Source organism: Rathayibacter sp. AY1A5, assembly GCF_002930875.1.
Lineage (GTDB): Bacteria > Actinomycetota > Actinomycetes > Actinomycetales > Microbacteriaceae > Rathayibacter.
In genome coordinates, this window is record NZ_PSTM01000001.1 from 211558 (window position 1) to 237612 (window position 26055).

Sequence of the window (26055 nt, forward strand, 5' to 3'; positions counted from 1 at the left end):
CCCCATGCGTTTCTCCGGCGGAACACCCTCAGGCGACCTCACCTACTCGGACGTCTTCCTCGTCCCCGGCCGCTCGTCGGTGACGAGCCGCCTCGACGTCTCGCTCGCCCCGGGCGACGGCACCGGGGCGACGATCCCCGTCGTCTCCTCCAACATGAACTCGGTCACCGGTCAGCGCCTCGCAGCGACGCTCGCGCGCCGGGGCGGGCTCGGCGTCCTCCCGCAGGACATGCCCCTGCAGGCGCTGGACGCCGCGATCCGCTGGGTGAAGCGCCAGCCGGTCGCCTTCTCCGGCGCCCTCACCGCTTCGCCGGCGACGACCGTGGAGGAGGCGCTGCGCATCCTGCCGGCCGTCGCCGGCCACGGCTTCGTGGTGCAGGAGGAGGGCGGCGCGATCCTCGGCTGCGTCCCGGCCTCGCGCCTGGCGACCGCGCTGCCGGACGCGCGCCTGGGCGACCTGGTGCACTCCGCCACCCCCTCGATCGACGCCGACGACGTGCCCACCGCGCGGGCCGCCTTCGACCTCATGGTGGCCGCCGACCTCGACTTCGCCCCCGTGCTGCACCACGGCGCCCTGGTCGGCACGCTGTCGCGCACCGGCGCCCTCCGCTCCACCGTCTACGACCCGGCGCTCGACGCGGACGGGCGTCTGCGCGTCGCGGCGGCGATCGGCATCAACGGCGACGTCGAGGCGAAGGCGCGCGCGCTCGTCTCCGCGGGCGTCGACGTCCTCGTCCTCGACACCGCGCACGGCCACCAGGAGGGAATGCTCCGGGCGCTCCGGACGGTCTCCGCGCTCGATCTCGGAGTGCCGATCGCGGCGGGCAACGTCGTCACGGCCGACGCGGTGCACGACCTCGTCGACGCGGGAGCGGACATCCTCAAGGTCGGCGTCGGCCCCGGCGCGATGTGCACCACCCGGATGATGACCGCGGTCGGCCGCCCGCAGTTCTCGGCCGTCCTCGAGACGGCCGAGCGCGCGCACGAGCTGGGCGCCCACGTCTGGGCGGACGGCGGGGTGCGCTACCCGCGCGACGTCGCCCTCGCGCTGGCCGCGGGCGCCGCCTCCGTGATGATCGGCTCCTGGTTCGCTGGCACGATCGAGGCGCCAGGGGAGCTGCGCAGCGACGCGGCCGGCCGGGTCTACAAGGAGAGCTGGGGCATGGCCTCGGCCAAGGCGGTGCAGGAGCGCTTCGACCGCCTCGACGCCTACGAGCTCGCCCGCAAGCGCCTCTTCGCCGAGGGCATCTCCTCCTCCACCATCTACCTCGACCCGTTGCGACCCTCGGTCGAGGACCTGCTCGACATGATCACCTCGGGGGTCCGCTCGTCCTTCACCTACGCCGGCGCCCGGAGCGTGGCCGACTTCCACGAGCGGGCGCAAGTGGGCCTGCAGTCGGCCGCGGGCTACGAGGAGGGCAAGGCGCTGCCGGTCAGCTGGTGAGCGGGCGCCGCGTGCTAGAACCGAGCCCATGACCATCGTCGACAACGCCGTGTACGTCGACGGCCGCCGCATCCGGAACCCCGACTCGCTCGAGGACACCTTCGAGCTGATGCGCGACGAGCACGGCATGGCCTGGATCGGCCTCTACCGCCCGACGCGCGAGGAGGTCGAGGCGGTCGCCGAGGAGTTCGGGCTGCACCCGCTCGCCGTCGAGGACGCGCTCAGCGGGCACCAGCGGGCCAAGCTCGAGCGCTACGACGACGGGCTCTTCGTCGTGCTGCGGCCGGCGCGCTACGCGGACGCCGCCGAGACGGTCGTCTTCGGCGAGCTGCACGTCTTCGTCGGCCCCGACTTCGTGGTCACCATCCGGCACGCCGATTCCCCGGACCTCGCCCGCGTGCGCCGCCGCCTGGAGGAGGATCCGGCCCTTCTCGCCCGAGGGCCCGAAGCGGTGCTCTACGCGATCCTCGACCAGGTCGTCGACGAGTACGCGCCGGTGGTGTTCGGCGTCCAGGGCGACGTGGACGAGATCGAGGACCAGCTCTTCGGCGACGACTCGGACGACGGGCTCTCGGAGCGCATCTACCGGCTCTCGCGCGAGGTCATCCACTTCCAGCGCTCGGTGCAGCCGCTGACCGCCCTGCTGCACGAGCTGCTGCAGGAGTCGACGCCCGTGGAGGGGGAGCCCTCGCCCTCGCCGGAGCGGATCGAGCTGCGCCGGTCACTCCGCGACGTGCTCGACCACACCATCCGCGTGACGGAGGCGGTCGACTCCCTGCGCGCGATCCTCGACAAGGCGCTCACGGTGCACTCGACGCTCGTCTCGCGCCGGCAGACCGAGACCGGGCTCGCCCAGAACGACGTGGTCCGCAAGATCTCCTCGTGGGCGGCGATCCTCTTCGCCCCGACGCTCGTGGCCGGCATCTACGGGATGAACTTCGACGACATGCCGGAGCTGCACTGGCGCCTCGGCTACCCCTGGGCGCTGGGCCTGATGGTGCTGTTCGGCTTCGCGCTCTACGCGGTGTTCAAGCGGAAGAAGTGGCTCTGAGCCGCGGCATCGGAGCACGCCCGGCGGCGCTCCGCGGCGGGTAGACTCGGCGCCACAATGGACGACCCTCCCTCTGCGCATCCGGCCCGTTCCGCTCGCCGCCGTGCTCCTCGGACTCCCGCTCGACTCTCCGGTGCCGCCGCTCCGCCGGCCCGCACTGTCCGGCTCTCCTCGCACCACCCTCTCGTGACCGGGGGCGACCACCGTGGGAACTGAGTGGCTCCTCCTCGGCGTCGGCCTGCTGCTGACCCTGGGCACCGGCGTCTTCGTCGCCAGCGAGTTCGCGCTGGTGAACCTCGACCGGGCCGACCTCGAGGCCCGTCGCGACCGCGGCGAGACGCGCCTGGGGATGACCATCGCGGCCCTGCGCGTCACCTCCACGCACCTCTCGAGCGCGCAGCTGGGCATCACGCTCACGACGCTGCTCACCGGCTACACGATGGAGCCCGCCCTCTCGACGCTGCTCCAGGAGCCGTTCAGCGGACTCGGCATCCCGGAGGAGGCGCTCGCGCCGGTCATGACGGTGGTCGCCATCGTCATCGCGACCCTGCTGTCGATGATCCTCGGCGAGCTGGTCCCCAAGAACTTCGCCCTCGCTCTGCCGCGGGCGACCGCGAAGCTCGTCGTGCCGCTGCAGACCGCGTTCACGACGGTGTTCCGCCCGGCCGTCGCCCTGCTGAACGGCAGTGCGAACGCCCTGCTGCGCCTGGTCGGCATCGAGCCGAAGGAGGAGCTCTCGGGCGCCCGCAGCGCCGAGGAGCTCTCGAGCCTCGTGCGCCACTCCGCCAGCGCCGGACTGCTCGAGGAGGACACGGCCGACCTGCTCGGGCGCACCCTCCGCTTCTCCGCCCTCACCGCGGGCGACGTGATGACGCCGCGCCTGCGCCTGTCGACGGTCGAGCGCGCGAGCACCGCGCAGGACGTGCTCGACCTCGCCCGAACCACCGGGTTCTCGCGCTTCCCGATCACGGACGACGACATCGACGACATCGTCGGAGTCGTGCACGTCAAGCAGGCCGTCGCCGTGCCCCGCGGCAAGAGGTCCGACGTCCCGGTCACGGCGCTGCGCTCCGAGCCGCTCCGCGTCCCCGAGACCATGAAGCTCGACGTGCTGCTCACCGAGCTGCGCGGACGCGGCTTCCAGCTCGCGGTCGTCGTCGACGAGTACGGCGGCACGGCGGGCGTCGCCACGCTCGAGGACCTGGTCGAGGAGCTGGTCGGCGAGGTCGCCGACGAGCACGACCGCTCCCGGGCCGACGTGGTCAAGCTCCCCGGCTCCACCACCTTCCCCGGCATGCTCCGCCCGGACGAGGTCCTCGACCGCGCCGGCGTGCACATCCCCGAGGAGGGGCCCTACGAGACGGTCGCCGGGTTCGTGATGAGCGAGCTCGGCCGCCTCCCCGCCGTCGGCGACCGGGTCGACGTCGAGGGCGGCTCGCTGCGCGTCGAGCGCCTGGACGGCCGCCGCATCGACCGCCTCCGCTTCACCCCCGACCCCGACGCGGATCCCGACGGGATCCCCGACCCGCTCGCCGACGTCGCCCGCGGACACCGCGGACGGAAGGAGTCCGACGATGAGTGACTGGGCCGGAATCGCCTGGCTCGTGGTGCTCCTCGCCGCGAACGCCTTCTTCGTCGGAGCGGAGTTCGCAGTCATCTCCGCGCGCCGCTCCCAGATCGAGCCCCTCGCGGAGAGCGGACGCCGCAGCGCGATCACCGCGCTCGCCGCGATGGAGCACGCCACACTGATGCTCGCGACCACGCAGCTGGGCATCACCGTCTGCTCGCTGCTGATCCTCAACGTGAGCGAGCCGGCGATCCACCACCTGCTCGAGGTGCCGCTGCACGCCGTCGGCATCCCCGACGAGCTCTCCGGCACCGTCGCCTTCGTCATCACGCTGCTGATCGTGTCGTTCCTGCACGTGGTGCTCGGCGAGATGGTCCCCAAGAACATCTCGTTCTCGATGCCCGACCGCGCCGTGCTCCTCCTGGCGCCGCCGCTCGTCGCCATCGCCCGGGTCCTCCGCCCGATCATCGTCGCCCTCAACGCGGTCTCGAACGGAGTGCTCCGCCTCTTCAAGGTGGAGCCCAAGGACGAGGCGAACAGCACCTTCACGCTCGAGGAGGTGCAGACGATCGTCGACCAGTCCACCCGCGAGGGCACGCTCCGCGACTCGACCGGGACCCTCCTCGCCGCGTTCGAGTTCACCGAGAAGAAGGTCCACGACGTCGCCCTGCCCCTCGACGGGATCGTCAGCCTCCCCAGCGGAGCGACTCCCGCCGACGTCGAGCGCGCCGTCGCCAAGCACGGCTTCTCGCGCTACGTGATCCTCGGCGAGGACGGCACCCCCGAGGGCTACATCCACCTCAAGGACGTCCTCGACCTCGACGGCGACACGGAGGGCGCCAAGTTCCGCCTCCCCGTCCCCGCCAAGCGCATCCGCCAGCTCGCCTCGATCTTCGAGGCCACCGACCTCGAGGACGCCCTCGCGATCATGCGGCGCACCGGCGCCCACCTCGCCCGGGCGTTCGACGAGCAGGGCCGCGCCACCGGAGTGCTGTTCCTCGAGGACATCATCGAGGAGCTCGTCGGCGAAGTCGACGACGCCACCCGCCGCTAGGCGCGGGCCGCGGAGGGGCCGTCTGCGGCGTTGTCGTCGGGCGCGATACCGCCGGTATCGCTTCCTCCTCCGCCTTGCATCCGACCCCTCCGCGGCCCGCGCCCGCGGGTGCTGGAGGATCGTTCGCGGCGTTGTCGTCGGGCGCGGTACCGCCGGTATCGCTTCCTCCTCCGCCTTGCATCCGACCCCTCCGCGGCCCGCGCCCGCGGGTGCTGGAGGGGGCGTTGTCGTCGGGCGCGATACCGCCGGTATCGCTTCCTCCTCCGCCTTGCATCCGACCCCTCCGCGGCCCGCGCCCGCGGGTGCTGGAGGCGGCGTTGTCGTCGGGCGCGATACCGCCGGTACCGCTTCCTCCTCCGCCCAGCGACTGCCCCCTCCAGCACCCGCGCCCCCCTGGAGAAAGGGGAGAGGGGTGCGGCTGCGCCGGCACCAGTGCGCTGCGTCGGCACCAGTGCGGCTGCGGCGGCACCGGGCGGCTCCGCCGCAGGGCGACGTAGGGTGGCGGGATGGGTGAGCGGGTCGGGACGGCGGAGGCGGCGCGGAGCATCAGGGTGCCGCGGGAGGACGACGACAAGTACACGCGCGGGGTGCTGGGGATCGCGACCGGGTCGGAGCGGTACCCGGGAGCGGCGGTGCTCGGCGTCGAGGCGGCGGTGCGGACGGGAGTCGGCATGGTCCGCTACCTCGGACCGGAGCGGCCCGCGGGACTGGTGCTCGCCCGGCGGCCGGAGGTCGTGACCGCGGTGGGACGCGTGCAGGCCTGGCTCGTCGGCTCCGGCACCAGCGCCGAGGACCGCAGCGACGAGGAGCGGCGCACCCTGATCGAGCAGCTGCACTCGGGAGTCCCGGTGGTGCTCGACGCGGGCGCGCTCGACCTGATCGACGAGGCCGCAGGCCCGGTCGTCATCACGCCGCACTACCGCGAGCTCGCCGGAGTGCTCGGCCGAGCGGGTCTGGACGCGGACGCCGCGACGATCGCCGAGGCCCCGGGGGAGTGGGCGCGCCGGGCGGCGGGCCGCCTCGGAGTCTGCGTGCTCCTCAAGGGCGGCACCACCCACGTCGTCGCGGGCGGCGTCGAGCTCGAGGTCTCCGGATCCACGCCCTGGCTGGCGACCGCGGGCAGCGGCGACGTCCTCGGCGGCGTGCTCGGCGCACTCCTCGCCGGTCGGGCCGCGGACGCCGAGGCGGCCGGGGCGACTCTGACCGCGGAGGACCTCGCCCCCGTGGCCGCCGCGGCCGCCGTCCTGCACGCGGAGGCCGGACGGAGCGCCTCCGCCGGCGGCCCGATCGCCGCGCTCGACATCGCGGAGCACCTGCCCGGAGTGGTCGCCGCACTCCTGCGCTGACACGCCCGTCGGACGAGCGCTGAACCGAACCGGGACCGCCGCCGTTGTCCTGGAGGAAGCGACGCCCGCGGCCCGGCTCACCGGCTCCGCACCGCCGCCTCATCGGGTGCTCGAAGCGAGCACCTCTACCGTCGGATCCGCCGCGTCCGCCTTGACCAGGAGAACAGACATGACCGCGAAGACCACGACTCCCGCCCGCTACGCCCTGACCCTCCTCGCCGGCGCCGGCACCCTCGCCGCGCTCGCCGCCTGCTCCAGCACCACCACGACCGGGAGCGACGCCGCCGACGCGGCGACCACCACCGCTCCGAGCACCGCCACCAGCTCCGCCCCCGAGGCGACCGGCGCCGCGTCCTCCGCCGCGAGCGGCAGCAGCTACGCCGACGGCACCTACGAGGCCGAGGGCGCCTACACCTCGCCCGGAGGGAACGAGAAGGTGGGCGTCTCGCTGACCCTCGCCGACGGCGTCGTCACCGACGTGACCGTGACCCCGGAGTCGGAGAACCCCACCGGCCAGCAGTACCAGTCGCGCTTCGCGGGCGGCATCGCGGGCGAGGTCGTCGGCAAGCAGCTCGACGAGCTGAAGGTCTCCAAGGTGTCGGGGTCCTCCCTCACCTCCGGCGGCTTCAACGACGCCGTCGAGACCATCAAGGCCGATGCCACGGCCTGACGCCCCGACGGTCCTCGGGCACGCGTGGCGGTTCGACGCGATCGGCACCGGCTGGCAGATCGACACCGCCGAGCCGCTCGAGCCCTCCCACCGCTCGCGGGTCGAGGCGCGCATCGCGGAGTACGACCGCACCTGGTCGCGGTTCCGTGACGACTCCGCCGTCTCGCAGCTGCGGGTCGGAGGCGAGCACGTCTTCCCCGACGAGGCGGCCGACCTCTTCGCACTGTACGACGTGCTCGACGAGCTGACCGGCGGGGCGGTCACCCCCTTCGTCGGCGGCTCTCTCGAGCAGCTCGGCTACGACTCCGCGTACACCCTCGTCCCGCGCGGACCCGCCGTCCCCGCTCCCTCCTGGGCCGCCGCCCGACGCGGGGCGGCGGGACTGCGGGTCGAGCCCGGGACCGTCGTCGACGTCGGCGCCGCGGGCAAGGGCCAGCTCGTCGACCTCGTCCTCGAGGAGCTCGACGGAGTCGGGCCCGCCGTCGTCGACGCGAGCGGCGACCTCCGGGGCATCGGAGCCGGACCCGTCCGGGTCGGCCTCGAGCACCCGTGGGACCCGAGCAGCGCACTGGGCGTGGCGGTGCCCGGCGACCGCGCGCTCTGCGGCTCGGCGAGCAACCGCCGCGCCTGGGGCAGCGGCCTCCACCACGTCCTCGACGGGCGGACCGGAGCTCCGGTCGAGAGCATCGTCGCTACCTGGGCGGTGGCCGACACGGCCCTCGTCGCCGACGGGCTCGCGACCGCGCTGTTCGTCTGCCCGCCCGAGACCCTCGCCGAGCGCTTCGACTTCGAGTTCGTCCGCGTCCGCAGCGACGGCACCCTCCACTACTCGCCTTCCTTCCCCGGAGAGGTCTTCCGATGATCGGCGCCTTCGACCGCGCCCTCGGCCGCGTCACCACCTACCGGCTGGTCTGGATGACGCTCGCCGCGCTCCTGCTCGTCGCCGTCGGCTACGCCGCAGCCGGCCTGATCTTCTCGACGCCGCTCGAGATCCTCGGCACGACGCTCGTCGCCGTCGCCTCGACGGCCCTGGTCAGCGCGGTCCTCGCGAGGCTGTTCCGGAGCCGCGCGCACCTGGAGTCCTCGCTCGTCACCGGTCTGCTGATCGCCTGCCTCCTCTTCCCGACGGCCGATCCCCGCGGGCTCGCCGTGATCGCGCTCGTCGGCGCGATCGCCGCCGCGTCCAAGTACGTCCTGGCCTGGCGGGGCCGCCACCTCTTCAATCCGGCCGCGGTCGCCGTGCTGATCATCGGCTTCACCGGGCTCAACGCCGGAGCCTGGTGGATCGCCAGTGGCGCGATCTGGCCGTTCGTCGTCGTGGGTTCCCTCCTGATCGTCGCGCGGGTCCGCCGCTGGGCCGTCTTCGCCGTCTTCGTCGTCGTCGCCGGCGGGGTGTCCGTGCAGCAGGCGGTGCAGAACGGCCAGGACCTCGGCGCCGCGGCGGCTCTGGTCCTCACGGCCTACCCCTTCGTCTTCGCCGGCGCCTTCATGCTGACGGAGCCGCTCACGCTCGCGCCGCGCCGCTCGCAGCAGCTGATCATCGCGGTCGTCGCAGCGCTCGTGGCGAGCGTCCCCTTCCACATCGGCGTCGTCTCCGCCACTCCGGAGCTGGGCCTCGTGGTCGGCAACGCCCTCGCGTTCGCCTTCGCATTCCGCCAGCGTCGGCGGCACACGCTCGAGCTCGCCTCTACCCGCGTGCTGGCGCCGGGCATCGCGGAGTACCGCTTCCGCTCCCGCTCGCCGCTGACCTTCGAGCCGGGCCAGTGGCTCGAGCTCGACCTGCCGCACCGCGCCGACAGCCGGGGCAGCCGGCGCACCTTCTCGGTCTCCTCCGCTCCGTCCGACGGCGAGATCGCGATCGCCCTGCGGATGCCGGAGAAGGCGAGCAGCTTCAAGCGCGCCCTCGCCGCGCTGGAGCCCGGCGACTCGCTCCGGGCGACGAGCGTCGGCGGTGACTTCGTCCTGCCGGCCGATCCCACCGTGCCGCTGCTGCTTGTGGCGGGCGGCATCGGGATCACCCCGTTCGCCAGTCAGCTCCGCTCGCTCGCGGACGGCCCGCGGCGGGACGTCGTCGTCGTGGTCGCCGCGCCGAGCCTCGCCGAGGTCGCGTACCGCGACCTGCTGCAGGAGTCGGGGGCCCGGGTCGTGCTCTGCTCGAAGGAGGCGCCGACCGACCTGCCCGCACGGTGGTCGCACGTCACAGGCCGACTGACCGCCGAGCTGCTCGCGGACGCGGTGCCGGACGCCGGCCGCCGTGTGGGCTACGTCTCCGGGTCGCCGTCGTTCGTCGACTCGGTCCGCGGCGCCCTGCGCGGTGCCGGGGCGAAGCGGATCCGCACCGACGCGTTCGCCGGCTACTGAGTTCGTCGGGTCGTGACGCCCGCGGGATGGTGACGCCTGCGGGCTGCGGACGCCTGCGGGCTGCTGACGCCCGCGGGCTGCTGACACCCGCGGCCTGCTGACACCCGCGGCCTGCTGACGCCCGCCGTCTGCTGACGCCCGGCGGCGACCGACGCCGCCGGGGGGGGACCGATGCCCGGCGGGAGCGGCGCTCTCAGGCGGGCTCAGGTCCTGCCAGGGTCCCGTTCAGCGGCCCCTCTACAATGACGCGGTGCCGTCCTCCCCTCCTCGAGCGTCCTCCCGCCCCCTCGCCCGGCTGCGCGAGAACCGCGACTCCGTCGCCGTGCTCTGGGGCGCCTTCGCGCTGGTGCACGTGGTGCTCTCCCTCCTGGCGCTGTTCGCTCCGGGTCTGCCGATGGGCGACGTCAGCATCGTCTACAAGGAGTGGATGAGGACCGCCGTCGAGGGCGGCGGCATCGCCGGGATCGACACGGGCTGGGTCTACCCGATCCTCGCCTGGGGCCCGATCGCCGCCTCCTGGCTCTTCGGCTCGGCGGGCTACGACCTGGTGTGGCTCGTCCTCGTCGCGCTCGCCGACGCCGCCGCCTTCGCCCTGCTGCTGCGCGGCCGGTCGGCACCGCGCCTCGCCGCGGCGCGCTGGTGGCTGCTGTTCCTCGTCCTCCTCGGGCCGATCGCGATCGGCCGCATCGACGCCTTCACCGCGCCGCCGGCCATCGCCGGGATGCTCTGGGCGGCGACCCGTCCGGGCGTCGCGGCGCTGCTGCTGACCGTGGCCACCTGGATCAAGGTGTGGCCGGCCGCGATCCTCGCCGCTGCCGTGCTGGTCCTGCGCGGACGGCTGCGGATGGTCCTCGTCCCCGCGGTCGCCTCCGTGATCATCGTGCTCGCGGTCGTCCTCGTCGGTGGCGGGGACCAGGTCTTCAGCTTCGTCACCGATCAGACCGATCGGGGCCTCCAGATCGAGGCCGTCGTGAGCACTCCCTGGATGTGGCTGTCGGTCCTCCCGGGATCGGGGAGCTACGTCTACTACGCCGCCGACATCAACACCTTCGAGATGCACGGGCCCGGCACCGAGTTCGCGGCGAGCCTGATGACCCCGCTGCTCGCTCTGGCCATGCTCGGCGTGGCCCTGCTGGGTGCCCGTGCTCTCGCCCGCCGGGCGGACCCCGCGAGGCTGTTCCCGCTGCTCGCGCTGACCTTCGTGGTCGTGTTCATCGACACCAACAAGGTGCTCTCGCCGCAGTACATCGTCTGGCTCGCGCCGCCGGTGATCGCCGGGCTGATCGCGTGCCGCGACGGCGCGTTCGACCGGCCCGCGAAGCTGACCCTCGTCACTGCGGCTCTGACCCAGGTGGTCTACCCGTACCTCTACCTCTTCCTCCTCTGGTCGCACTGGTGGATGGTGCTCGTGCTGACCGTGCGGAACATCCTCCTCGTGGTGCTGCTCGGCTGGCTGCTGCGCGAGCTGTGGAGGATGGGGACGGCGCGGGTCGTCGCACCCGGCGCCACGACTTCCGCGTCGTCGCTGACCGGCGAGACCCGCCTGGCGCCCCAGGGCTCGTAGGCTCGGAGGGCGCGGAGCCGGCACGCGGTGCGCGCAGTCAAGGAGGCTCCCATGCTCGTCGCATTCTCGGTCGCACCGTCCGGGGGCGAGGCGCCCGACGCGTCCGTCCATGACGCCGTCGCCGCCGCCGTCCGCATCGTCCGCGAGAGCGGCCTGCCGTCGCGGACGACCTCGATGTTCACCGAGATCGAGGGGGAGTGGGACGAGGTCTTCGACGTCGTCAAGCGCGCGACGGAGGCCGTCGGAGCGTTCGGGACGCGCGTGTCGCTCGTCCTGAAGGCGGACATCCGCCCCGGCTACTCGGGCGAGATCGACGGCAAGATCGCCCGGCTGAACGACGCGCTGGGGGAGTAGCGGGTCCGCGCCGAGACCTCTCGTGTCCGGGCTTTCTCGAATCGATTCGACATCCGCCCGATCCTGAGTAGCCTTGACCGGTGACGCTCTCGCCCGCTCGGACCCGCCTCGCCCTGCTCGCCCTCGCGATGGGGGGCTTCGGCATCGGCTCGACCGAGTTCGTCGCGATGGGGCTCCTCCCGCAGCTCGCCGCCGACCTCCTCCCCGGGGTCTGGGCCGCGAGCCAGGAGCAGGCCGTCTCGCAGGCGGGGATGCTGATCTCGGCCTACGCGCTCGGTGTCGTGGTCGGCGCCCCCACCATCGCCGCCGCAGCGGCGCGCTGGCCGCGCAAGAGGCTCCTCCTGACCCTCCTCGTCGCCTTCACCGTCGGGACGATCGGCTCGGCGCTGCTCCCGAGCTTCCCGCTCGTCCTCGCCGCGCGCTTCGTCGCCGCGCTCCCGCACGGCGCCTACTTCGGCATCGCCTCCCTGGTCGCCGCCGACCTGATGGGTCCCGGCAAGCGCGGCAAGGGAGTCGCGTTCGTCCTCTCCGGGCTCACGATCGCGAACGTCGTCGGCGTGCCCGCGATCACCTGGGTCGGGCAGGTGGCCGGCTGGCGCACCGCCTACCTCGTGGTCGCGGTGCTCTTCGCGCTGACCGTCGTGGCCGTCCAGCTTCTGGTGCCCGCGCAGCCCGGGAATCCGGCGGCGACCGTCCGCAACGAGCTGCGGGCGTTCGGGCGCCTGCAGGTCTGGATGACCCTGCTCGTCGGCGCCATCGGCTTCGGCGGACTCTTCGCGATGTACAGCTACATCTCGCCGCTCGCGACCGAGGTGACGGGCCTGCCGCTCGGCGCGGTCCCGTGGATCCTGGTCGTCATCGGCCTCGGGATGACCGTCGGCAACCTCGTCGGCGGCTGGGCCGCCGACCGCGACGTGCGGCGGGCGCTGGTGGTGTTCTTCGCCGGCGTCGGCGTCTCGCTGATCGGACTCGCGCTGTCGGCCTCGTCGGTCGTCGGCCTGGTGGTGTTCGCGTTCCTCTCGGCGGGCTTCTCGGCGGCCGCGTCGCCCGCGATCCAGACCCGGCTGATGGACGTGGCGCGCGACAGCCAGACGATCGCGGCAGCGCTCAACCACTCCGCGCTCAACATCGGCAACTCGGTGGGTGCCGCGCTCGGCGGCCTGACGATCGCCGCCGGACTGGGCTACCTGTCTCCCATCTGGGTCGGCGTGGGCCTGACCGCGGCCGGAATCGTGCTCGCTCTCGGCAGCATCGCGATCGACCGCGCCCGAGGCACGGTCTACCCGGTCCACCGCGAGCCCGCCCAGCCGGGCACCGGCGGCATCCCGGTCGACGCACTGTAGGCAGAGCGCCGCCCGGGCCTCTGGAAGACTCTCGGCATGCGCGCCGTGAGCTACTCGTCCTTCTCCGCCCTCCCCGCGATCGTCGAGGTCCCGGAGCCCGTCTGCCCCGTCGACGGCGTCGTCGTCCGCGTCGCGGCGACCGGGGTGTGCCGGAGCGACTGGCACGCGTGGAAGGGGCACGACGACTCGGTCGTCCTGCCGCAGATCCCCGGGCACGAGTTCGCCGGGACGGTGATCGCGACGGGAGCCCAGGTGTCGCTCTTCGCGGTCGGTGACCGGGTCACGGCGCCGTTCGTGTTCGCCTGCGGCGACTGCGAGCAGTGCCGGGAGGGGGCGACGCAGGTGTGCCTCCGGCAGCAGCAGCCGGGATTCACCCTCGACGGGTCGTTCGCCGAGGCGGTGGCCGTGACGGGTGCGGACCTGAACCTGGTGCGCCTGCCCGACTCCGTCGGCTTCGTCGAGGCGGCCGGTCTCGGCTGCCGCTTCGGGACCGCGTACCACGCCCTGCACGAGCGCGGCCGGGTCGCCCCGGGGGAGTGGGTCGCGGTGCTGGGCTGCGGCGGAGTCGGCCTCTCCGCGGTGATCGTCGCGCTCGCGGCCGGGGCCCGCGTGGTGGCGTCGGACGTCTCCGCCCCGGCGCGGGAGGCCGCGGCCGCGCTCGGGGCGGTGACCGTCCCCGCAGGCGAGGGTGCCGCCGAGGCGATCCGGGCGGCGACCGGAGGAGGGGCGCATCTGGCGGTCGACGCCGTCGGCAGCAGGGTCACCGCGGAGGCGTCGATCGCCGCCCTGCGTCCGCGCGGCCGGCACGTGCAGGTGGGTCTGCTGCTCGGGCCCGACGCCGCACCGGCGATCCCGCTCGGCCGGATCATCGCCCAGGAGCTGGAGCTGCTGGGCAGCCACGGCATCGCCCGGAGCGGCTACACGGCCCTCCTCGACGACATCGTCGCCGGCCGTCTGCGCCCCGCCGAATCCGTCGGCCGCACCATCGCCTTCGAGGACCTGCCCGCCGCTCTCGCCGCGATGGACGCCCCCGCCGCGACGCCCGGCATGACGGTCGCCGTCCTGGCCCCCTGACGCGGGCCCGCAGGAGCACTCGCAGTCCCGGTCCGGTGGGTCTCGATGCCCAGCGTCCCGCGGCATCTCGACCAGCATCGACCCGTTGTCCGTGCCTGGCGGGTCTCGATACGCCGCGTCCCGCGGCGACTCGACCGGCACGACTCGGGCACGCCCGCCCGGCTCGACTGCAGGAGCAGGTGGCCGCCGCTCGACGAGGTGGAGTCCGCCGACAGCGATCCGCGTGCCAGCGGATCGATGCCGGGCGACGCACCCCGCTCTGCGGATCGCACCACGTCGTGAAGCCGACCGCGCCGCGGCGGGCGGGGACCGCCGCGCCCTCGTGGAGCCCGCCGACAGTGATCCGCGTGCCGGCGGATCGATGCCGGGCGACGCACTCCGCTCTGCGGATCGCACCACGTCGTGAAGCCGACCGCGCCGCGGCGGGCGGGGACCGCCGCGCCCTCGTGGAGCCCGCCGACAGTGATCCGCGTGTCAGCGGATCGATGCCGGGCGACGCACCTCGCTCTGCGGAACCCGCCACGTCGTGAAGCCGACCGCGCCGTGGCGGGCAGGGACCGCCGCGCCCTCGTGGAGCCCGCCGACAGCGATCCGTGTACCTTGGATCGATGCCTGGCGACGCACTCCGCTCTGCGGATCGCACCACGTCGTGAAGCCGACCGCGCCGCGGCGGGCGGGGACCGCCACGCCTTCGTGGAGCCCGCCGACAGTGATCCGCGTGCCGGCGGATCGATGCCGGGCGTCGCACCCCGCTCTGCGGAGCGCACCACGTCGTGAAGCCGACCGCGCCGTGGCGGGCAGGGACCGCCGCGCCCTCGTGGAGCCCGCCGACAGCGATCCGCGTGCCAGCGGATCGATGCCGGGCGACGTACCTCGCTCTGCGGAACGCGCCACGTCGTGAAGCCGACCGCGCCGCGGCGGGCGGGGACCGCCGCGGAAGAGGACTCAGTCCGTCTCGATGAGGATCCCGTCGTGGATGGCGCGCTTGCGGAGCGCCACCTTCGTGCCGACGTCGATGCCGACGACGCGGTACTTCTCGCGGATCCGCTTGAGGTACGACTTCGCCGTCTCCTCCGAGATGCCCAGCTCGAACGCGACCGACTTCACCGGCTCGCCGCCGCCGTAGAGGGCCATCACTCGGCGCTCCTGCGCACTGAGCTTCGGCGCTCCGTCGGAGTCGCCGGTGGAGAGCGCCATGTCGAGCTCGTGCGAGATGTAGGAGTGGCCGTCCTTGGCCGCGCGGATCGCCTCGACGATCATGTCCGCGTCCTCGGTCTTCACCAGGTAGCCGAGGGCTCCGGAGGCGAGCGCCTCGCGGACCACGGCGGGCTCGGAGTAGGTGCTCATCAGCACGGTCTTCACCCCGGTGGTCTTGAGGGTCGAGAGCTTCACCGAGATCGGGATGTTGTCCTTGAGGTCGAGGTCGAGGAGCACGACGTCGACGGGGAACTCGGGGTGCGTGAGCAGCTCGGGCCAGGAGGCGACCGCGGCCACCAGCTGGATGTCGGAGGCGGCTCCGCGGATCCACTCCGTGAGCGCTCCGAGGAGCATCTTGTGGTCGTCCACGACCGCGAGAGTGATCTTCGCGTCAGCGGTGGGTGTCATCGGTGTCCTTCGGTCGGCGGTCGTCGGCGGTCTCTCGGCGGCTGCTCACCGGTCGGCGGGATTCTCGACCAGGCAGTCGATCTCGATGCGGAGCTCCCCGTCGCGCGAGGTGTCGCGGAAGACGCCGACCTGAGCGATAGCCTCCCACGTCGCAGGATCGACGCCGCGCAAGGGCGCGCCTGAGGAGCGGAGCGTGATCGGCACGAGCAGTCCTCGGGCGGCCGTCCCGGCTCCGGGATCGCGGGGGCTGCCCGACTCGACGTGGAGGACCACGGCGAGCCCGGTCGCGCTGTCGGCCATCAGCCAGATCGCCGAGAGGAGCCCGTCGCGCTGCTGGTGCCCGAGGAGTCCGGCGGTGCCGTCCGGGTCGTCGAGCTCGACGAGCGGCGCGAGCAGCTCGGACTCGAGCACGGCGTGGTGCAGCCAGGTCTCGCGCCGCCCCTCGATGAGGTGGAGGCGGAGCTGGGTGGCGAGCGAGGTCGCGTGCGCGGCGCGCTGGGCGTCGAGGGGCAGGCGGACCGAGCCGTCGCCCACCTCGGCGAGGAGGCGCTCGGCGGCGAGGTCGAGCCGTGCGAGCTCCTCCGAGGCGAGCATCCCGACCGCGTAGCGCGGGCCGAGCGTGGTGCTCTGCACGAGGGCGCGGTCGATCTCGAGCTGGACCATCCGGCGGAATCCGCGCATCATCACGACCACGACGACGGCCGGCGCGATCGTCACCACGAGGGCGCTGATGCGCACCGAGAGCGCGCCCGCGCCGCCCGACTCCATCGAGAGGAACGCGATCACCTCGGCGATCGCGACGAGGGCGCTCACCGCGAGGATCTCGATCCCGCGCCGGTGGACGATCAGCGCGGCGTGCGCGACGGCGCCCGCGACCGCGGCGGTGGGGACGGTGCGGGCCGCGCCGGAGTCGGTCACGGCCACCAGGTCGAGCACGACGGCGGCTCCGAGGGCGACGAGGAAGCAGAGGTAGACCGGGAGCGGCAGGCGGCGTCCGCCGAGGTGGATCGCGAGGACGGTGGACCCGAAGGCCAGGACGACGAGGACCCAGGCGATCGCCGCGGGTGCGAGGTCGCTGTAGCGGGCGGAGGTCGAGAGGAAGATCAGCAGCTCGTAGGCGAGGATCGCGGCGGCGATGCCGTTGAGGCCGCTGCCGAGGTAGTTGGTGCCGAGCCCCTCCTGCTGGCGGCGGACCGAGCGGGCGGACCGGGAGGAGCGGCCGTGCGTCGCGGGCACGCGTCCCAGCAGCGGGGCCCGCGACTCCGGCGCGGGGCTCACTTGGGGACCTCCAGCACCACGGTCGTCCCCGATCCGGGGGCGCTGAACAGTCTGGTGCGGCCGCCGACGTCGCCGAGCCGGGCGATCACCGACTCCTTGAAGCCGAGCTTCGTGTCGGGGACGGTCGCGATGTCGAAGCCCGCGCCCGCGTCCGTGACCATCGCGCGGACGGTCGTCTCGTCCTCGGTGATCGTCACGTCGGCCGAGGCGACGCCGGAGTGGCGGCGCACGTTCTCGAGGCACTCCGCCAGGGCGAGGACGAAGGAGTCGAGGGCCGCGCCGGTGAGCGCCACCTGGCCGGAGCCGTGCCAGATCACGTCGAGCCCCATCCGGCCGAAGCGGTTGCGGACGGTCTCGAGGGTGTTGGCCGCGGGGGCGGAGGTGACGCTGGTCAGCTGGTAGGAGCCGGACGCGCTCGGGGTGGGGGTCCCGCCGAGCCGGAGCTGGCGCAGGAGCTGCGCGTCCTGCGCCGCCTGCTGCCGGAGCGCGTCGACCGACACTCCGCGGCCCGAGTGCGCGAGGAGCGTGAGGGTGGCCAGCACCGTGTCGTGCAGGAGCCGCGCACCCTGCCGGCGCTGCGCCTCCGTCTCGCTGGCGAGGCGCTCCACACGGTGCGCGTTGCCGATGCTGTCGATCCGCCGCACCACCCGAGGGACCGCTGTGCCGATCCAGAGGGCGAATCCGCAGAGCGTGCCCCAGGGCAGCAGGCTCTGGACGACCACGGTGGGGATCATGGTGCCGCTCGAGACGAGCACCGACGGGATCAGGCTCGGGAGGAGCACCGGCAGCAGCAGGAGCAGGCGGCGCGCGGACGTCGTCACGACCACGGCGATGCTCGCGGTCACGGCGTTCGCGGTGTTGACCAGGACGAACCCGGCGAAGTCGGCGCCCGGAGCGAGCCCCAGGGCGAGGCCCCAGCCCAGCAGCAGGCCGCCGACGGCGACCGCGATCACGCGGCTGCGGCGCCCCGTCCGGGCGAGCTCGACGTGGGCGGCCATCATGCCCAGGAGCAGCGCGACGGCGAACGGCACGGCGGCGGGCTGGAGCGTTCCGGGGATGAGGGCCATGCCGAGCGCCCCCGCTTCCGTGAGCAGGCCGATCCCGCAGGCGGAGTGGCGCAGCAGCCGGTCGCGCTCGCGGGCGCTGCGGATCATCGGCACGCTCTGGCCCCCTCCGGTCGTGGCGCGGGGCTGGCCCCCGTCTCACGATAGCCACTGCCCGGGCCGGTCGGAGCGGTTCGGGGCGTCGAACCGCGCCGGGGTCGGGCGGGTCAGGCCGTCGCGGGATGCGCCAGCAGCCGGGCGAGGTGCGCGCCGACCGCGTCGTCCTCGATGAGGAACCCGTCGTGGCCGAACGTCGAGGTGATCACCGCGACCTCGCCGCCGTCGAGGGCGCCGGGAGCGTGCGCCGCGATGATCCGCTGGCCCTCGACCGGGAAGAGCCGGTCGCTGTCGATGCCGAGGACGAGGGTCGGGCTGGTGATCCGGGAGAGGGCGGCGGCCTCGCCGCCCCGGCCGCGGCCGACGTCGTGCGAGTTCATCGCCTCGACGAGCGTGATGTAGCTGTTCGCGTCGAAGCGCCGCGTGAACTTGTTGCCGTGGAAGTCGAGGTACGACTCCACGGCGAAGCGGCCGCCGCCGCCGAGCGGGCTGAGCCCCGACTGCCAGCTGCGCTCGAAGCGGTCGTTGAGCTCGGAGGGGCTGCGGTAGTTGAGCAGTGCCATCCGGCGGGCGAGCGCGAGGCCGTGGTATGGGCCCTGGCCGTCGCCGGCGTCGTAGTAGGAGCCGCCCGCGAAGGCCGCGTCGTTGCGGATCGCCTCGAGCTGCACGAAGTTGAGGGCGATCTGGTCGGCCGTGGCCCGCGGGGGAGCTGCGAGGACCGCGAGGCGCGCGACCCGCTCCGCGTGGTCGATCCCCCATTCCAGCGCCTGCATCCCGCCCATCGAGCCGCCGATGACGGTGTGCCAGCGCTCGACGCCGAGCAGGTCGCTGAACTGCACCTGCGCCCGCACCTGGTCGCGGATGCTCGTGTACGGGAACCGTGCGCCCCACTCGTGGCCGTCGGGGGCGAGGGACGCGGGCCCGGTGGAGCCCTGGCAGCCGCCGAGCATGTTCGGGGCGACCACGAAGAAGCGGTCGGTGTCGATCACGAGGCCGGGGCCGACGAGTCCCGACCACCAGCCGTCCGTCGCGTGGCCGGGATCGCCGCGGCCGAGCAGGTGGGAGTCGCCGGTCAGCGCGTGCAGGACGAGGACGGCGTTGTCGCGGCGCTCGTTCAGAGCGCCCCAGCTCTCGTAGGCGATGCGGGCGTGGGGGAGGCGGCCGCCCGCCTCGAAGTCGAACGGGCCGAGGTCGACGAAGCGGCGTCCGCCCGGGTGGTCGCCGTCGCGCCAGGCTCCGGTGGCGGGCGGCTTGCCGATGACCGAGAGGAGCTGGCGCTCGGTGACGAACGCCGACGGGACCGTGTCCTCGAGTGTCTGCTGCCAGTCCATAGCGCTGTCCATCGTGTCAGAGCGCCGCGGGGCGGAGCCGTTTGTTACGCCCTGCTCCCGCGCTCCTCCGCCCGCGCGCGAAGCGCCCCGACGCGATCCCCGCGGACGGGGACCCCGTCAGGGCGCCGAGGGGCCTCAGGCGTTCGCTCGGGAGGCCTCGACGACGGCGCGCGCGGCGCGGAGGGCCTGGTCGAGGTCGGCGCGGAGGTCGTCGACGTTCTCGAGTCCCACCGACAGGCGCACCAGGCCCGGAGTGACGCCGGCGGTCAGCTGCTGCTCGGGCGAGAGCTGCGAGTGCGTGGTCGACGCGGGGTGGATGACGAGCGAGCGGACGTCGCCGATGTTGGCCAGGTGCGAGAACAGCTCCAGCGAGTCGACGAAGGCCCGGCCGGCGTCCACTCCGCCCTTGAGCTCGAACGAGAGCACCGCGCCCACGCCCTTCGGCGCGTAGCGGTTGGCCGCGGCGTACCAGGGCGAGGTCGGCAGGCCCGAGTAGTTCACCGAGGCGATGTCGGAGTGGTTCTCGAGGTACTCCGCGATCTCCTGCGCGTTCTGCACGTGGCGCTCGATCCGGAGCGAGAGGGTCTCGATGCCCTGGATGAGCTGCCAGGCGCTCGCCGGGGCGATCGAGGCGCCGAGGTCGCGCAGCAGCTGCACGCGGGCCTTGATGATGTAGGCGAGGGAGTCGCCGACCGCGGCGGTGTAGACGGCGCCGTGGTACGACTCGTCCGGCGTGGTGAGGCCGGGGAAGCGCTCGGCGTTCGCGGTCCACGAGAAGCGGCCGCCGTCGACGATCGCTCCGCCGATGACCGTGCCGTGGCCGCCGAGGAACTTCGTCGCCGAGTGCACGATGATGTCCGCGCCGTGCTCGAACGGGCGGATCAGGTAGGGCGTCGCGATGGTGTTGTCCACGATCAGGGGCACGCCGGCGTCGTGCGCGACATCGGCCACGGTGCGGATGTCGAGGATGTTGATCTTGGGGTTGCCGACGGTCTCGGCGAAGAACAGCTTCGTGTTCGGGCGGACGGCGCGGCGCCACTCCTCGCGGTCGTCCTGGTTCTCGACGAAGGTCGTCTCGATGCCGAGCTTGGCGAGGGTGTACTTGAAGAGGTTGTAGGTGCCGCCGTAGATCGAGGACGACGAGACGATGTGGTCGCCGGCCTGGGCGATGTTCAGCACGGCCGCGGTCTCGGCGGCCTGGCCCGAGGCGAGCAGCAGGGCGCCGGAGCCGCCCTCGAGGGCGGTGAGCCGCTCCTCCACGACCGCCTGGGTCGGGTTCTGGATGCGGGTGTAGATGTTCCCGAACTCGGCCAGCGCGAACAGGTTCTGGGCGTGCTCCGCGTTGTCGAAGACGTAGGAGGTGGTCTGGTAGATCGGCGTCGCGCGGGCCTTGGTCACCGGGTCCGGCGCGGCGCCCGAGTGGATCTGCTTGGTCTCGAACTGCCACTTCTCGGAGTCGGTCATGGTGCTTCCCATCGGATCGTCGGGGTCGGTGACGGGGCCGTTCTCCGTCGCGACGAGCGTACGCGGGGGCCCGCCGGGCGGCCAGGACCGCCGACACACGGGGTAACGGCCGTCAGCGCCGCTCGGGCTGCCGGTCGCGCTTGGCGCCCGTGGGGTCTGCGCGGTCCGGGCGCGGAGGCCTCTCGTCGGCCACCGGGGCGAAGAGCCAGGCCGCGCGGGGCTCGACCAGCCGGTGGAAGACGGTGCGGGTCCAGCCCAGTGAGAGCGCGACCGAGACCGCGATGCAGAACACGATCATCAGCACGAGGGCGAGCGTGCTCTCCGTCTGCGAGAGGATCCCGGACTCCCGCAGCGGATAGAGGACGAAGCTGTGGAGGAGGTAGACGTACATCGTCGACTGCCCCCAGGCGGTGAGCGGGGTGCGGCGGCGCGGAACCAGCGCGAAGAGTGCGAGCGAGAGCACGACCGCTCCGGCCATCAGGGCCAGCCGCACCAGCCCGGCCCACCACTGGGTCTCGCCGAGGGCGTCGTAGGGGCGGTCGTAGAAGAACCAGTAGCGCAGGTCCGCCGCTCGGAACGCCTCGATGTTGACGGTCATGACGACCGCCGTGACCGCGAAGAGGACGACGGCGAGGATCCGGGCGAGGAGCACCCGCGACGGCGGCTGATCGAGCCAGCGGTCGACGGCGGAGCGGCCGCCGGGGGCGAAGCCGCGCAGCCGCCAGCCGAACACGAAGAACGGCAGGATCCCGATCGCGCGTGCGAGCGAGAAGGTCGAGTCGATGTTGTCGTAGTAGCTGACCCCGACCGCGAGCACCACGCTGATCAGCAGCGGCCAGCGCAGCAGCGCCAGGTAGGGGAGGACGAGGCGGAAGATGCCCAGCGCGAGCAGGAACCACAGCGTCCAGCTCGGCTTCGTCGGGTTGAACTCCTGCTTCCCCTCGACCAGGAACTGCACCAGGGTCCAGATCGTCTCCATGATCAGGTAGGGCAGGAGTATGTCGGTCAGCACCCGCCGCATCGCGCGCCCGCTCGGTGCGCCGCTCTTGGAGAAGTAGCCCGAGATGATCGCGAACGCCGGCATGTGGAAGGCGTAGATCGTCAGGTAGACGATGAGCGAGGTGTCGGAGTTGGCCGTCAGCCTCTGGACGCCGTGCCCGATCACGACGAGGGTCACGCAGACGAAGCGCGCGTTGTCCCAGAGGGGAACGCGGCGCTTCGGGGTGACGGCTGTCCCGGCGGTCGCGGGAACCGGGTCGGCGGGCGGCACGCGGCCAGACTAGCGTTGGGCTGCGACGACGGAGTCGAGGGTGTCCGAGGCTTGACGGAAGGGGACGGGCGTGGATCGACGCGTTGTCGTGACAGGAGCGAGTTCAGGGATCGGGGCGGCCGCGGTCCGCCTGTTCCGCGAGCACGGCTGGGAGGTCGTCGCCGTCGCGCGCCGGCGCGACCGGCTGGAGGCGCTCGCCGCCGAGACCGGCGCCGGGTACTTCGCCGCCGACCTCACCGACGCCGCCCAGGTCGACGCTCTGCGCGACCACCTCGCCTCCTCCGGGCCCGTGCACGCGCTCGTGAACAACGCGGGCGGTGCGCTCGGACTCGACTCGGTCGAGAAGTCAGACCCCGAGGACTGGCGCCGCATGTTCGAGATCAACGTGCTCTCGGTGAAGCTCGTGACCAGCGCGCTGCTCCCGCTGCTGCGGGCCGGGATCCGGGGGAGCGGGACCTCCGCGGACATCGTGACCGTCACCTCGATCGCCGGCCACGTCGCCTACGAGGGCGGAGGCGGGTACAACGCCGCCAAGCACGCCGCGCACGCGCTGGTCGCCGTGCTGCGGCTCGAGCTGGCCGGCGAGCCGATCCGCGTGATCGAGATCGCGCCGGGGATGGTGCACACGGACGAGTTCTCGCTGGTCCGCTTCGGCGGCGACCGGGAGCGCGCCGACGCGGTCTACGCCGAGGTCCCCGACCCGCTCGTCGCGGAGGACGTCGCCGCTGCGATCGTCTCCTCGGTGGAGCTCCCCGCCCACGTCAACCTCGACCTGGTGACCATCAAGCCGGTCGCGCAGGCGGCCCCGCACAAGGTCGCGAAGGGACCCCTGGCCCCGCGCGCCTGACAGATGTGACGCGGAGGCCCGCGACGGCCTAGCCTGTCCCTCATGGTTTCCGACGCCGACGACTCCGCCGCCCTCCTCGCCGCCACGGAGAAGGAGGTGCTCGGCTGGCTCGAGTTCGGCGACGCCGCTCGGCACCTGGCCGACGACGTGGTCGCGTCGGGCTACCGGCCGGAGCTGGTCGTCGCCATCGCGCGCGGCGGTCTGCTCCTCGCGGGCGCCGTGGCCTACGCGCTCGGTATCAAGAGCTGCGGCGCGCTGAACGTCGAGTTCTACACCGGCGTCGAGGCGCGCCTGGCGGAGCCCGTGGTGCTGCCGCCGCTGCTCGACGAGGCGTCCGTGCGCGGCAAGCGCATCCTCCTGGTCGACGACGTCTCCGACTCCGGCCACACCCTCGCCCTCTCGGTGAAGCTCATCCGCGCGATGGGTGCCGAGGTGCGCACCGTGACCCTCTACACGAAGCCGCGCACGGTGCTCGAGCCCGATTTCTTCTGGCGCCGCACCCCGCGCTGGATCGTCTTCCCCTGGTCGGCTCTGCCCCCGGTGGACGGAGCCCTCGCCGAGGACGACGAGTGAGCGTCCACCTGATCGGCGGCGGAGGCGGCGTCGAGCGCGACCAGCAGCTGTACGGGGCGTTCCTCGCGGAGGCACGCGCCCACGCGGTCGACGCCGGCCGGATCGAGGGCCCGCGCATCGCGATCGTCGTCGTCCACGACGGGCTCGGCCCCGAGGCGTACGCCGGCTACGCGGCACTGCTCGCGACGGTCGGCCCGCTCGACGCGTTCGCCGTGATGAAGCCGGAGGGCGGCCGGATCGATCCCGCGGTCTTCGACGACGTCGACGGGATCTTCGTCGGCGGAGGGCTGACCCCGGCCTACCGCGACGCGCTCGAGGCCTGCTTCCCGCGGCTGCGCGATCTCGTCTCCTCCGGAGTGCCGTATGCCGGCTACTCGGCGGGGGCCGCCGTCGCGGCCGATCGCGCCCTCGTCGGCGGCCACCGGATCGGCGGCGTCGCCGTCGTCCCGGAGGGCGCGGCGGAGGAGCTCGACGAGGTCACGGTGCTCGAGGGCATCGGCCTCATCGACGTGACGGTCGACGTGCACGCGGCGCAGTGGGGGACCCTCGGCCGCCTGGTCGCGGCCGTCGAGGCGGGCCTGGTCGACGGCGGCGTCGCGCTCGACGAGTCCACCGTGCTGATCGTCGGCACCGGCGCGCTCCGCGTCGGCGGCGCCGGCTCGGTGTGGCGCGTCAGCGGCAGCGACGCCGGAGTCGTCGTCGCGACGCTCGCGGCGGGCTGACTCGGTGGACCTCGCTGAACTCGCGGCCTCGGGACTGATCGACCGGGGCTGGGCGGAGGCCCTCGCCCCCGTCGCCGGGGACATCGCCGCGATGGGCGACTTCCTCCGCGGCGAGGTCGCGGCCGGTCGGCCCTACCTCCCCGCGGGCCGCGACGTGCTCCGCGCCTTCGCCGCCCCGCTCGCGGAGGTGCGCGTCCTCATCGTCGGACAGGACCCGTACCCGACGCCCGGGCACCCGATCGGGCTGTCCTTCGCGGTCGAGCGCCACGTGCGCCCGCTGCCGAGGAGCCTGCAGAACATCCACCGCGAGCTCCGGGACGATCTCGGCGTCGAGCCGCCCGAGCACGGCGACCTCAGCGGCTGGACCTCGAGCGGCGTGATGCTGCTCAACCGGGTCCTCACCGTCGCCCCCGGCGCTCCCGCCTCGCACCGCGGGAAGGGCTGGGAGGTGGTCACCGAGCACGCGATCCGCACGCTGGCCGCCCGGGACGCGCCTCTCGTCGCGATCCTCTGGGGCCGCGACGCCGCGTCGCTCCGCCCGATGCTGGGGGAGGCCGGCGTGATCGAGAGCGCGCACCCGAGCCCGCTGTCGGCCTCGCGCGGCTTCTTCGGCTCCCGGCCGTTCAGCCGCGCCAACGCCCTCCTGGAGGAGCGCGGCGCGGAGCCGGTCGACTGGAGCGCTCTCGCGTGACCGGGCGCTCGCCCGCGGGGCGGCTACGCTGGCCCGGATCGATGGGCGGAGCCGAAGGGGAGCCGGATGCTTGAGGAAGAGTACGAGAGCCGGCGCGTCCTGCCGCCGCACCTGCGGAAGGCGCCGCCTCCCGAGCCCGGCTTCTCGTTCGAGATCCGCGACGCCCGCGACGCCGACCTCCCGGACATCCGCGAGATCTACAACCACTACGTGCGCAACACGGTGGTGACCTTCGACGAGGACGACTCGACGCTGAAGGAGTGGCGGACGAAGTTCACCCGCAACCAGAAGCTCGGGCTGCCCTTCATCGTGGCCGTCTCGCCGTCGGGCCAGATCCTCGGCTACGCGATGGTGTCGCCGTGGTCCTCCAAGCGGGCGTACCGCTTCACCGTGGAGAACTCGATCTACCTGCGGGCGGCCTCCACCGGCAAGGGCCTCGGCCGGGCGCTGATGGCCGAGCTCCTCGAGCGCGCGAAGGCCGTGGGGATCCGTCAGATCATGGCCGTCATCGCCGACAAGGGCGCGGAGGCGTCGCTGGCGATGCACGCGCAGTTCGGATTCGTCGAGGTCGGCCGGATGGGCCGCGTCGGCTTCAAGTTCGAGCGCTGGCTCAGCACCGTCCTGCTGCAGAAGACCCTCAAGTAGGGCCGACCCGCCCCTGCGAATGCGCCTCATCGACAGGTGCCGGGGAGCGCGCCGTCCCTACACTGGACGGCATGGAATGGCTCGTCCCGCTCATCGTCGTCGTCGCGCTCGTCGTCATCCTCGGGGTCTACCTCTGGGCGACGTACAACTCGCTGGTCACCCTCAACGTCCGCGTGGACGAGGCGTGGAGCGACATCACCGTCCAGCTGAAGCGCCGTGCGGATCTGATCCCCAACGTGATCGACTCCGTGAAGGGCTACGCCTCGCACGAGCGCCAGGTCTTCGAGTCGGTGACGCAGGCTCGCGCCGAGACGCTCCAGGCCCAGGGCCCGGCGGAGGCGTCGGTCGCCGAGGACCACATGCAGAGCGCGCTGAAGTCGATCTTCGCGGTCGCGGAGGCGTACCCCCAGCTGCAGGCGAGCCAGAACTTCCTCCAGCTGCAGGGCGAGCTGGTCGACACCGAGGACAAGATCCAGTCGGCCCGGCGCTTCTACAACGGCGGCGTGCGCGAGATGAACACCAAGGTGAAGGTCTTCCCGAACACGCTCTTCTCGCGTCGGCTCGGCTTCTCGGAGCGCGAGTTCTTCGAGGTCGGCGATCTCGCCGCGATCTCGGAGCCCCCGCGCGTCCAGTTCTAGGCA

General features: G+C 73.1%; 24 protein-coding genes. 18 read left to right on the forward strand and 6 right to left on the reverse strand.

Annotation, left to right across the window (positions count from 1 at the left end):
* Window positions 1-4 precede the first annotated feature (4 nt).
* The 12 genes from C5B98_RS01005 to C5B98_RS01060 all read left to right on the forward strand — a co-directional run bounded on the left by C5B98_RS01005 (window position 5) and on the right by C5B98_RS01060 (window position 13828).
* Window positions 5-1444: a GuaB1 family IMP dehydrogenase-related protein gene (locus tag C5B98_RS01005; protein WP_104327140.1), complete on the forward strand. Its 1440-nt coding sequence runs from the start codon at window positions 5-7 to the stop codon at window positions 1442-1444.
* Window positions 1445-1472: 28 nt separating this feature from the next.
* Window positions 1473-2495 carry a magnesium/cobalt transporter CorA gene (gene corA, locus C5B98_RS01010; RefSeq protein WP_104224113.1) on the forward strand — a complete coding sequence of 341 codons (1023 nt, stop codon included), beginning with the start codon at window positions 1473-1475 and terminating at the stop codon, window positions 2493-2495.
* Window positions 2496-2700: 205 nt separating this feature from the next.
* Entirely contained in the window at window positions 2701-4077 is a 1377-nt protein-coding gene (locus C5B98_RS01015) for a hemolysin family protein (protein ID WP_104225499.1), read from the forward strand.
* The gene (locus C5B98_RS01020) at window positions 4070-5116 is read left to right on the forward strand and encodes a hemolysin family protein (protein WP_104224111.1); all 1047 of its coding nucleotides are present in this window, start codon (window positions 4070-4072) and stop codon (window positions 5114-5116) included. The genes C5B98_RS01015 and C5B98_RS01020 overlap by 8 nt, the downstream gene beginning before the upstream one ends.
* Before the next feature lie 506 nt (window positions 5117-5622).
* The gene (locus C5B98_RS01025; RefSeq protein WP_104327141.1) at window positions 5623-6462 is read left to right on the forward strand and encodes an ADP/ATP-dependent (S)-NAD(P)H-hydrate dehydratase; all 840 of its coding nucleotides are present in this window, start codon (window positions 5623-5625) and stop codon (window positions 6460-6462) included.
* A gap of 169 nt (window positions 6463-6631) precedes the next feature.
* Window positions 6632-7132 (forward strand): FMN-binding protein, encoded by a 501-nt coding sequence (locus C5B98_RS01030; RefSeq protein ID WP_104224453.1) that lies wholly within the window; start codon window positions 6632-6634, stop codon window positions 7130-7132.
* Complete coding sequence (locus C5B98_RS01035) at window positions 7119-7994, forward strand: FAD:protein FMN transferase (protein ID WP_104319076.1); 876 nt, start codon at window positions 7119-7121, stop codon at window positions 7992-7994. The genes C5B98_RS01030 and C5B98_RS01035 overlap by 14 nt, the downstream gene beginning before the upstream one ends.
* Window positions 7991-9493, forward strand: coding sequence for an oxidoreductase (locus C5B98_RS01040; protein WP_104327142.1), 1503 nt, complete (start codon window positions 7991-7993; stop codon window positions 9491-9493). Before C5B98_RS01035 ends, C5B98_RS01040 begins: the two co-directional genes overlap by 4 nt.
* A gap of 250 nt (window positions 9494-9743) precedes the next feature.
* Window positions 9744-11057: a glycosyltransferase 87 family protein gene (locus C5B98_RS01045; RefSeq protein ID WP_104327143.1), complete on the forward strand. Its 1314-nt coding sequence runs from the start codon at window positions 9744-9746 to the stop codon at window positions 11055-11057.
* A gap of 51 nt (window positions 11058-11108) precedes the next feature.
* Window positions 11109-11411: a thiamine-binding protein gene (locus C5B98_RS01050; RefSeq protein WP_104224449.1), complete on the forward strand. Its 303-nt coding sequence runs from the start codon at window positions 11109-11111 to the stop codon at window positions 11409-11411.
* A gap of 128 nt (window positions 11412-11539) precedes the next feature.
* Window positions 11540-12754, forward strand: coding sequence for an MFS transporter (locus C5B98_RS01055; protein WP_104327175.1), 1215 nt, complete (start codon window positions 11540-11542; stop codon window positions 12752-12754).
* 36 nt (window positions 12755-12790) lie between these two features.
* Window positions 12791-13828 carry an alcohol dehydrogenase catalytic domain-containing protein gene (locus C5B98_RS01060; protein ID WP_104327144.1) on the forward strand — a complete coding sequence of 346 codons (1038 nt, stop codon included), beginning with the start codon at window positions 12791-12793 and terminating at the stop codon, window positions 13826-13828.
* Window positions 13829-14773: 945 nt separating this feature from the next.
* Here the strand turns inward: C5B98_RS01060 and C5B98_RS01065 are convergent.
* The 6 genes from C5B98_RS01065 to C5B98_RS01090 all read right to left on the reverse strand — a co-directional run bounded on the left by C5B98_RS01065 (window position 14774) and on the right by C5B98_RS01090 (window position 21936).
* Window positions 14774-15433 (reverse strand): response regulator, encoded by a 660-nt coding sequence (locus C5B98_RS01065; protein ID WP_104224447.1) that lies wholly within the window; start codon window positions 15431-15433, stop codon window positions 14774-14776.
* Between the two features lie 45 nt (window positions 15434-15478).
* Window positions 15479-16669 (reverse strand): hypothetical protein, encoded by a 1191-nt coding sequence (locus C5B98_RS01070; RefSeq protein ID WP_146076851.1) that lies wholly within the window; start codon window positions 16667-16669, stop codon window positions 15479-15481.
* A gap of 38 nt (window positions 16670-16707) precedes the next feature.
* On the reverse strand, window positions 16708-17865 hold the full coding sequence (locus C5B98_RS01075; protein WP_104224445.1) for a sensor histidine kinase: 1158 nt from the start codon (window positions 17863-17865) through the stop codon (window positions 16708-16710).
* Between the two features lie 116 nt (window positions 17866-17981).
* On the reverse strand, window positions 17982-19202 hold the full coding sequence (locus C5B98_RS01080) for a homoserine O-acetyltransferase (protein ID WP_104224444.1): 1221 nt from the start codon (window positions 19200-19202) through the stop codon (window positions 17982-17984).
* A 135-nt stretch (window positions 19203-19337) separates the two neighbouring features.
* The gene (locus C5B98_RS01085) at window positions 19338-20666 is read right to left on the reverse strand and encodes a bifunctional o-acetylhomoserine/o-acetylserine sulfhydrylase (protein WP_104225507.1); all 1329 of its coding nucleotides are present in this window, start codon (window positions 20664-20666) and stop codon (window positions 19338-19340) included.
* Window positions 20667-20778: 112 nt separating this feature from the next.
* Window positions 20779-21936, reverse strand: coding sequence for an acyltransferase family protein (locus C5B98_RS01090; protein ID WP_104327145.1), 1158 nt, complete (start codon window positions 21934-21936; stop codon window positions 20779-20781).
* Window positions 21937-22006: 70 nt separating this feature from the next.
* Between C5B98_RS01090 and C5B98_RS01095 the strand changes: the two genes are divergently transcribed.
* From C5B98_RS01095 to C5B98_RS01120, 6 genes are all read left to right on the forward strand, one after another.
* Complete coding sequence (locus C5B98_RS01095) at window positions 22007-22783, forward strand: SDR family NAD(P)-dependent oxidoreductase (RefSeq protein ID WP_258063402.1); 777 nt, start codon at window positions 22007-22009, stop codon at window positions 22781-22783.
* A gap of 42 nt (window positions 22784-22825) precedes the next feature.
* Complete coding sequence (locus C5B98_RS01100; RefSeq protein ID WP_104224441.1) at window positions 22826-23356, forward strand: phosphoribosyltransferase; 531 nt, start codon at window positions 22826-22828, stop codon at window positions 23354-23356.
* Entirely contained in the window at window positions 23353-24078 is a 726-nt protein-coding gene (locus C5B98_RS16545) for a peptidase S51 (RefSeq protein WP_104335140.1), read from the forward strand. Before C5B98_RS01100 ends, C5B98_RS16545 begins: the two co-directional genes overlap by 4 nt.
* Before the next feature lie 4 nt (window positions 24079-24082).
* The gene (locus C5B98_RS01110; protein WP_104327146.1) at window positions 24083-24769 is read left to right on the forward strand and encodes a uracil-DNA glycosylase; all 687 of its coding nucleotides are present in this window, start codon (window positions 24083-24085) and stop codon (window positions 24767-24769) included.
* 66 nt (window positions 24770-24835) lie between these two features.
* The gene (locus C5B98_RS01115; RefSeq protein ID WP_104262462.1) at window positions 24836-25414 is read left to right on the forward strand and encodes a GNAT family N-acetyltransferase; all 579 of its coding nucleotides are present in this window, start codon (window positions 24836-24838) and stop codon (window positions 25412-25414) included.
* Between the two features lie 71 nt (window positions 25415-25485).
* Window positions 25486-26052, forward strand: a complete 567-nt coding sequence (locus C5B98_RS01120; RefSeq protein ID WP_104225511.1) for a LemA family protein — start codon at window positions 25486-25488, stop codon at window positions 26050-26052.
* Window positions 26053-26055 lie beyond the last annotated feature (3 nt).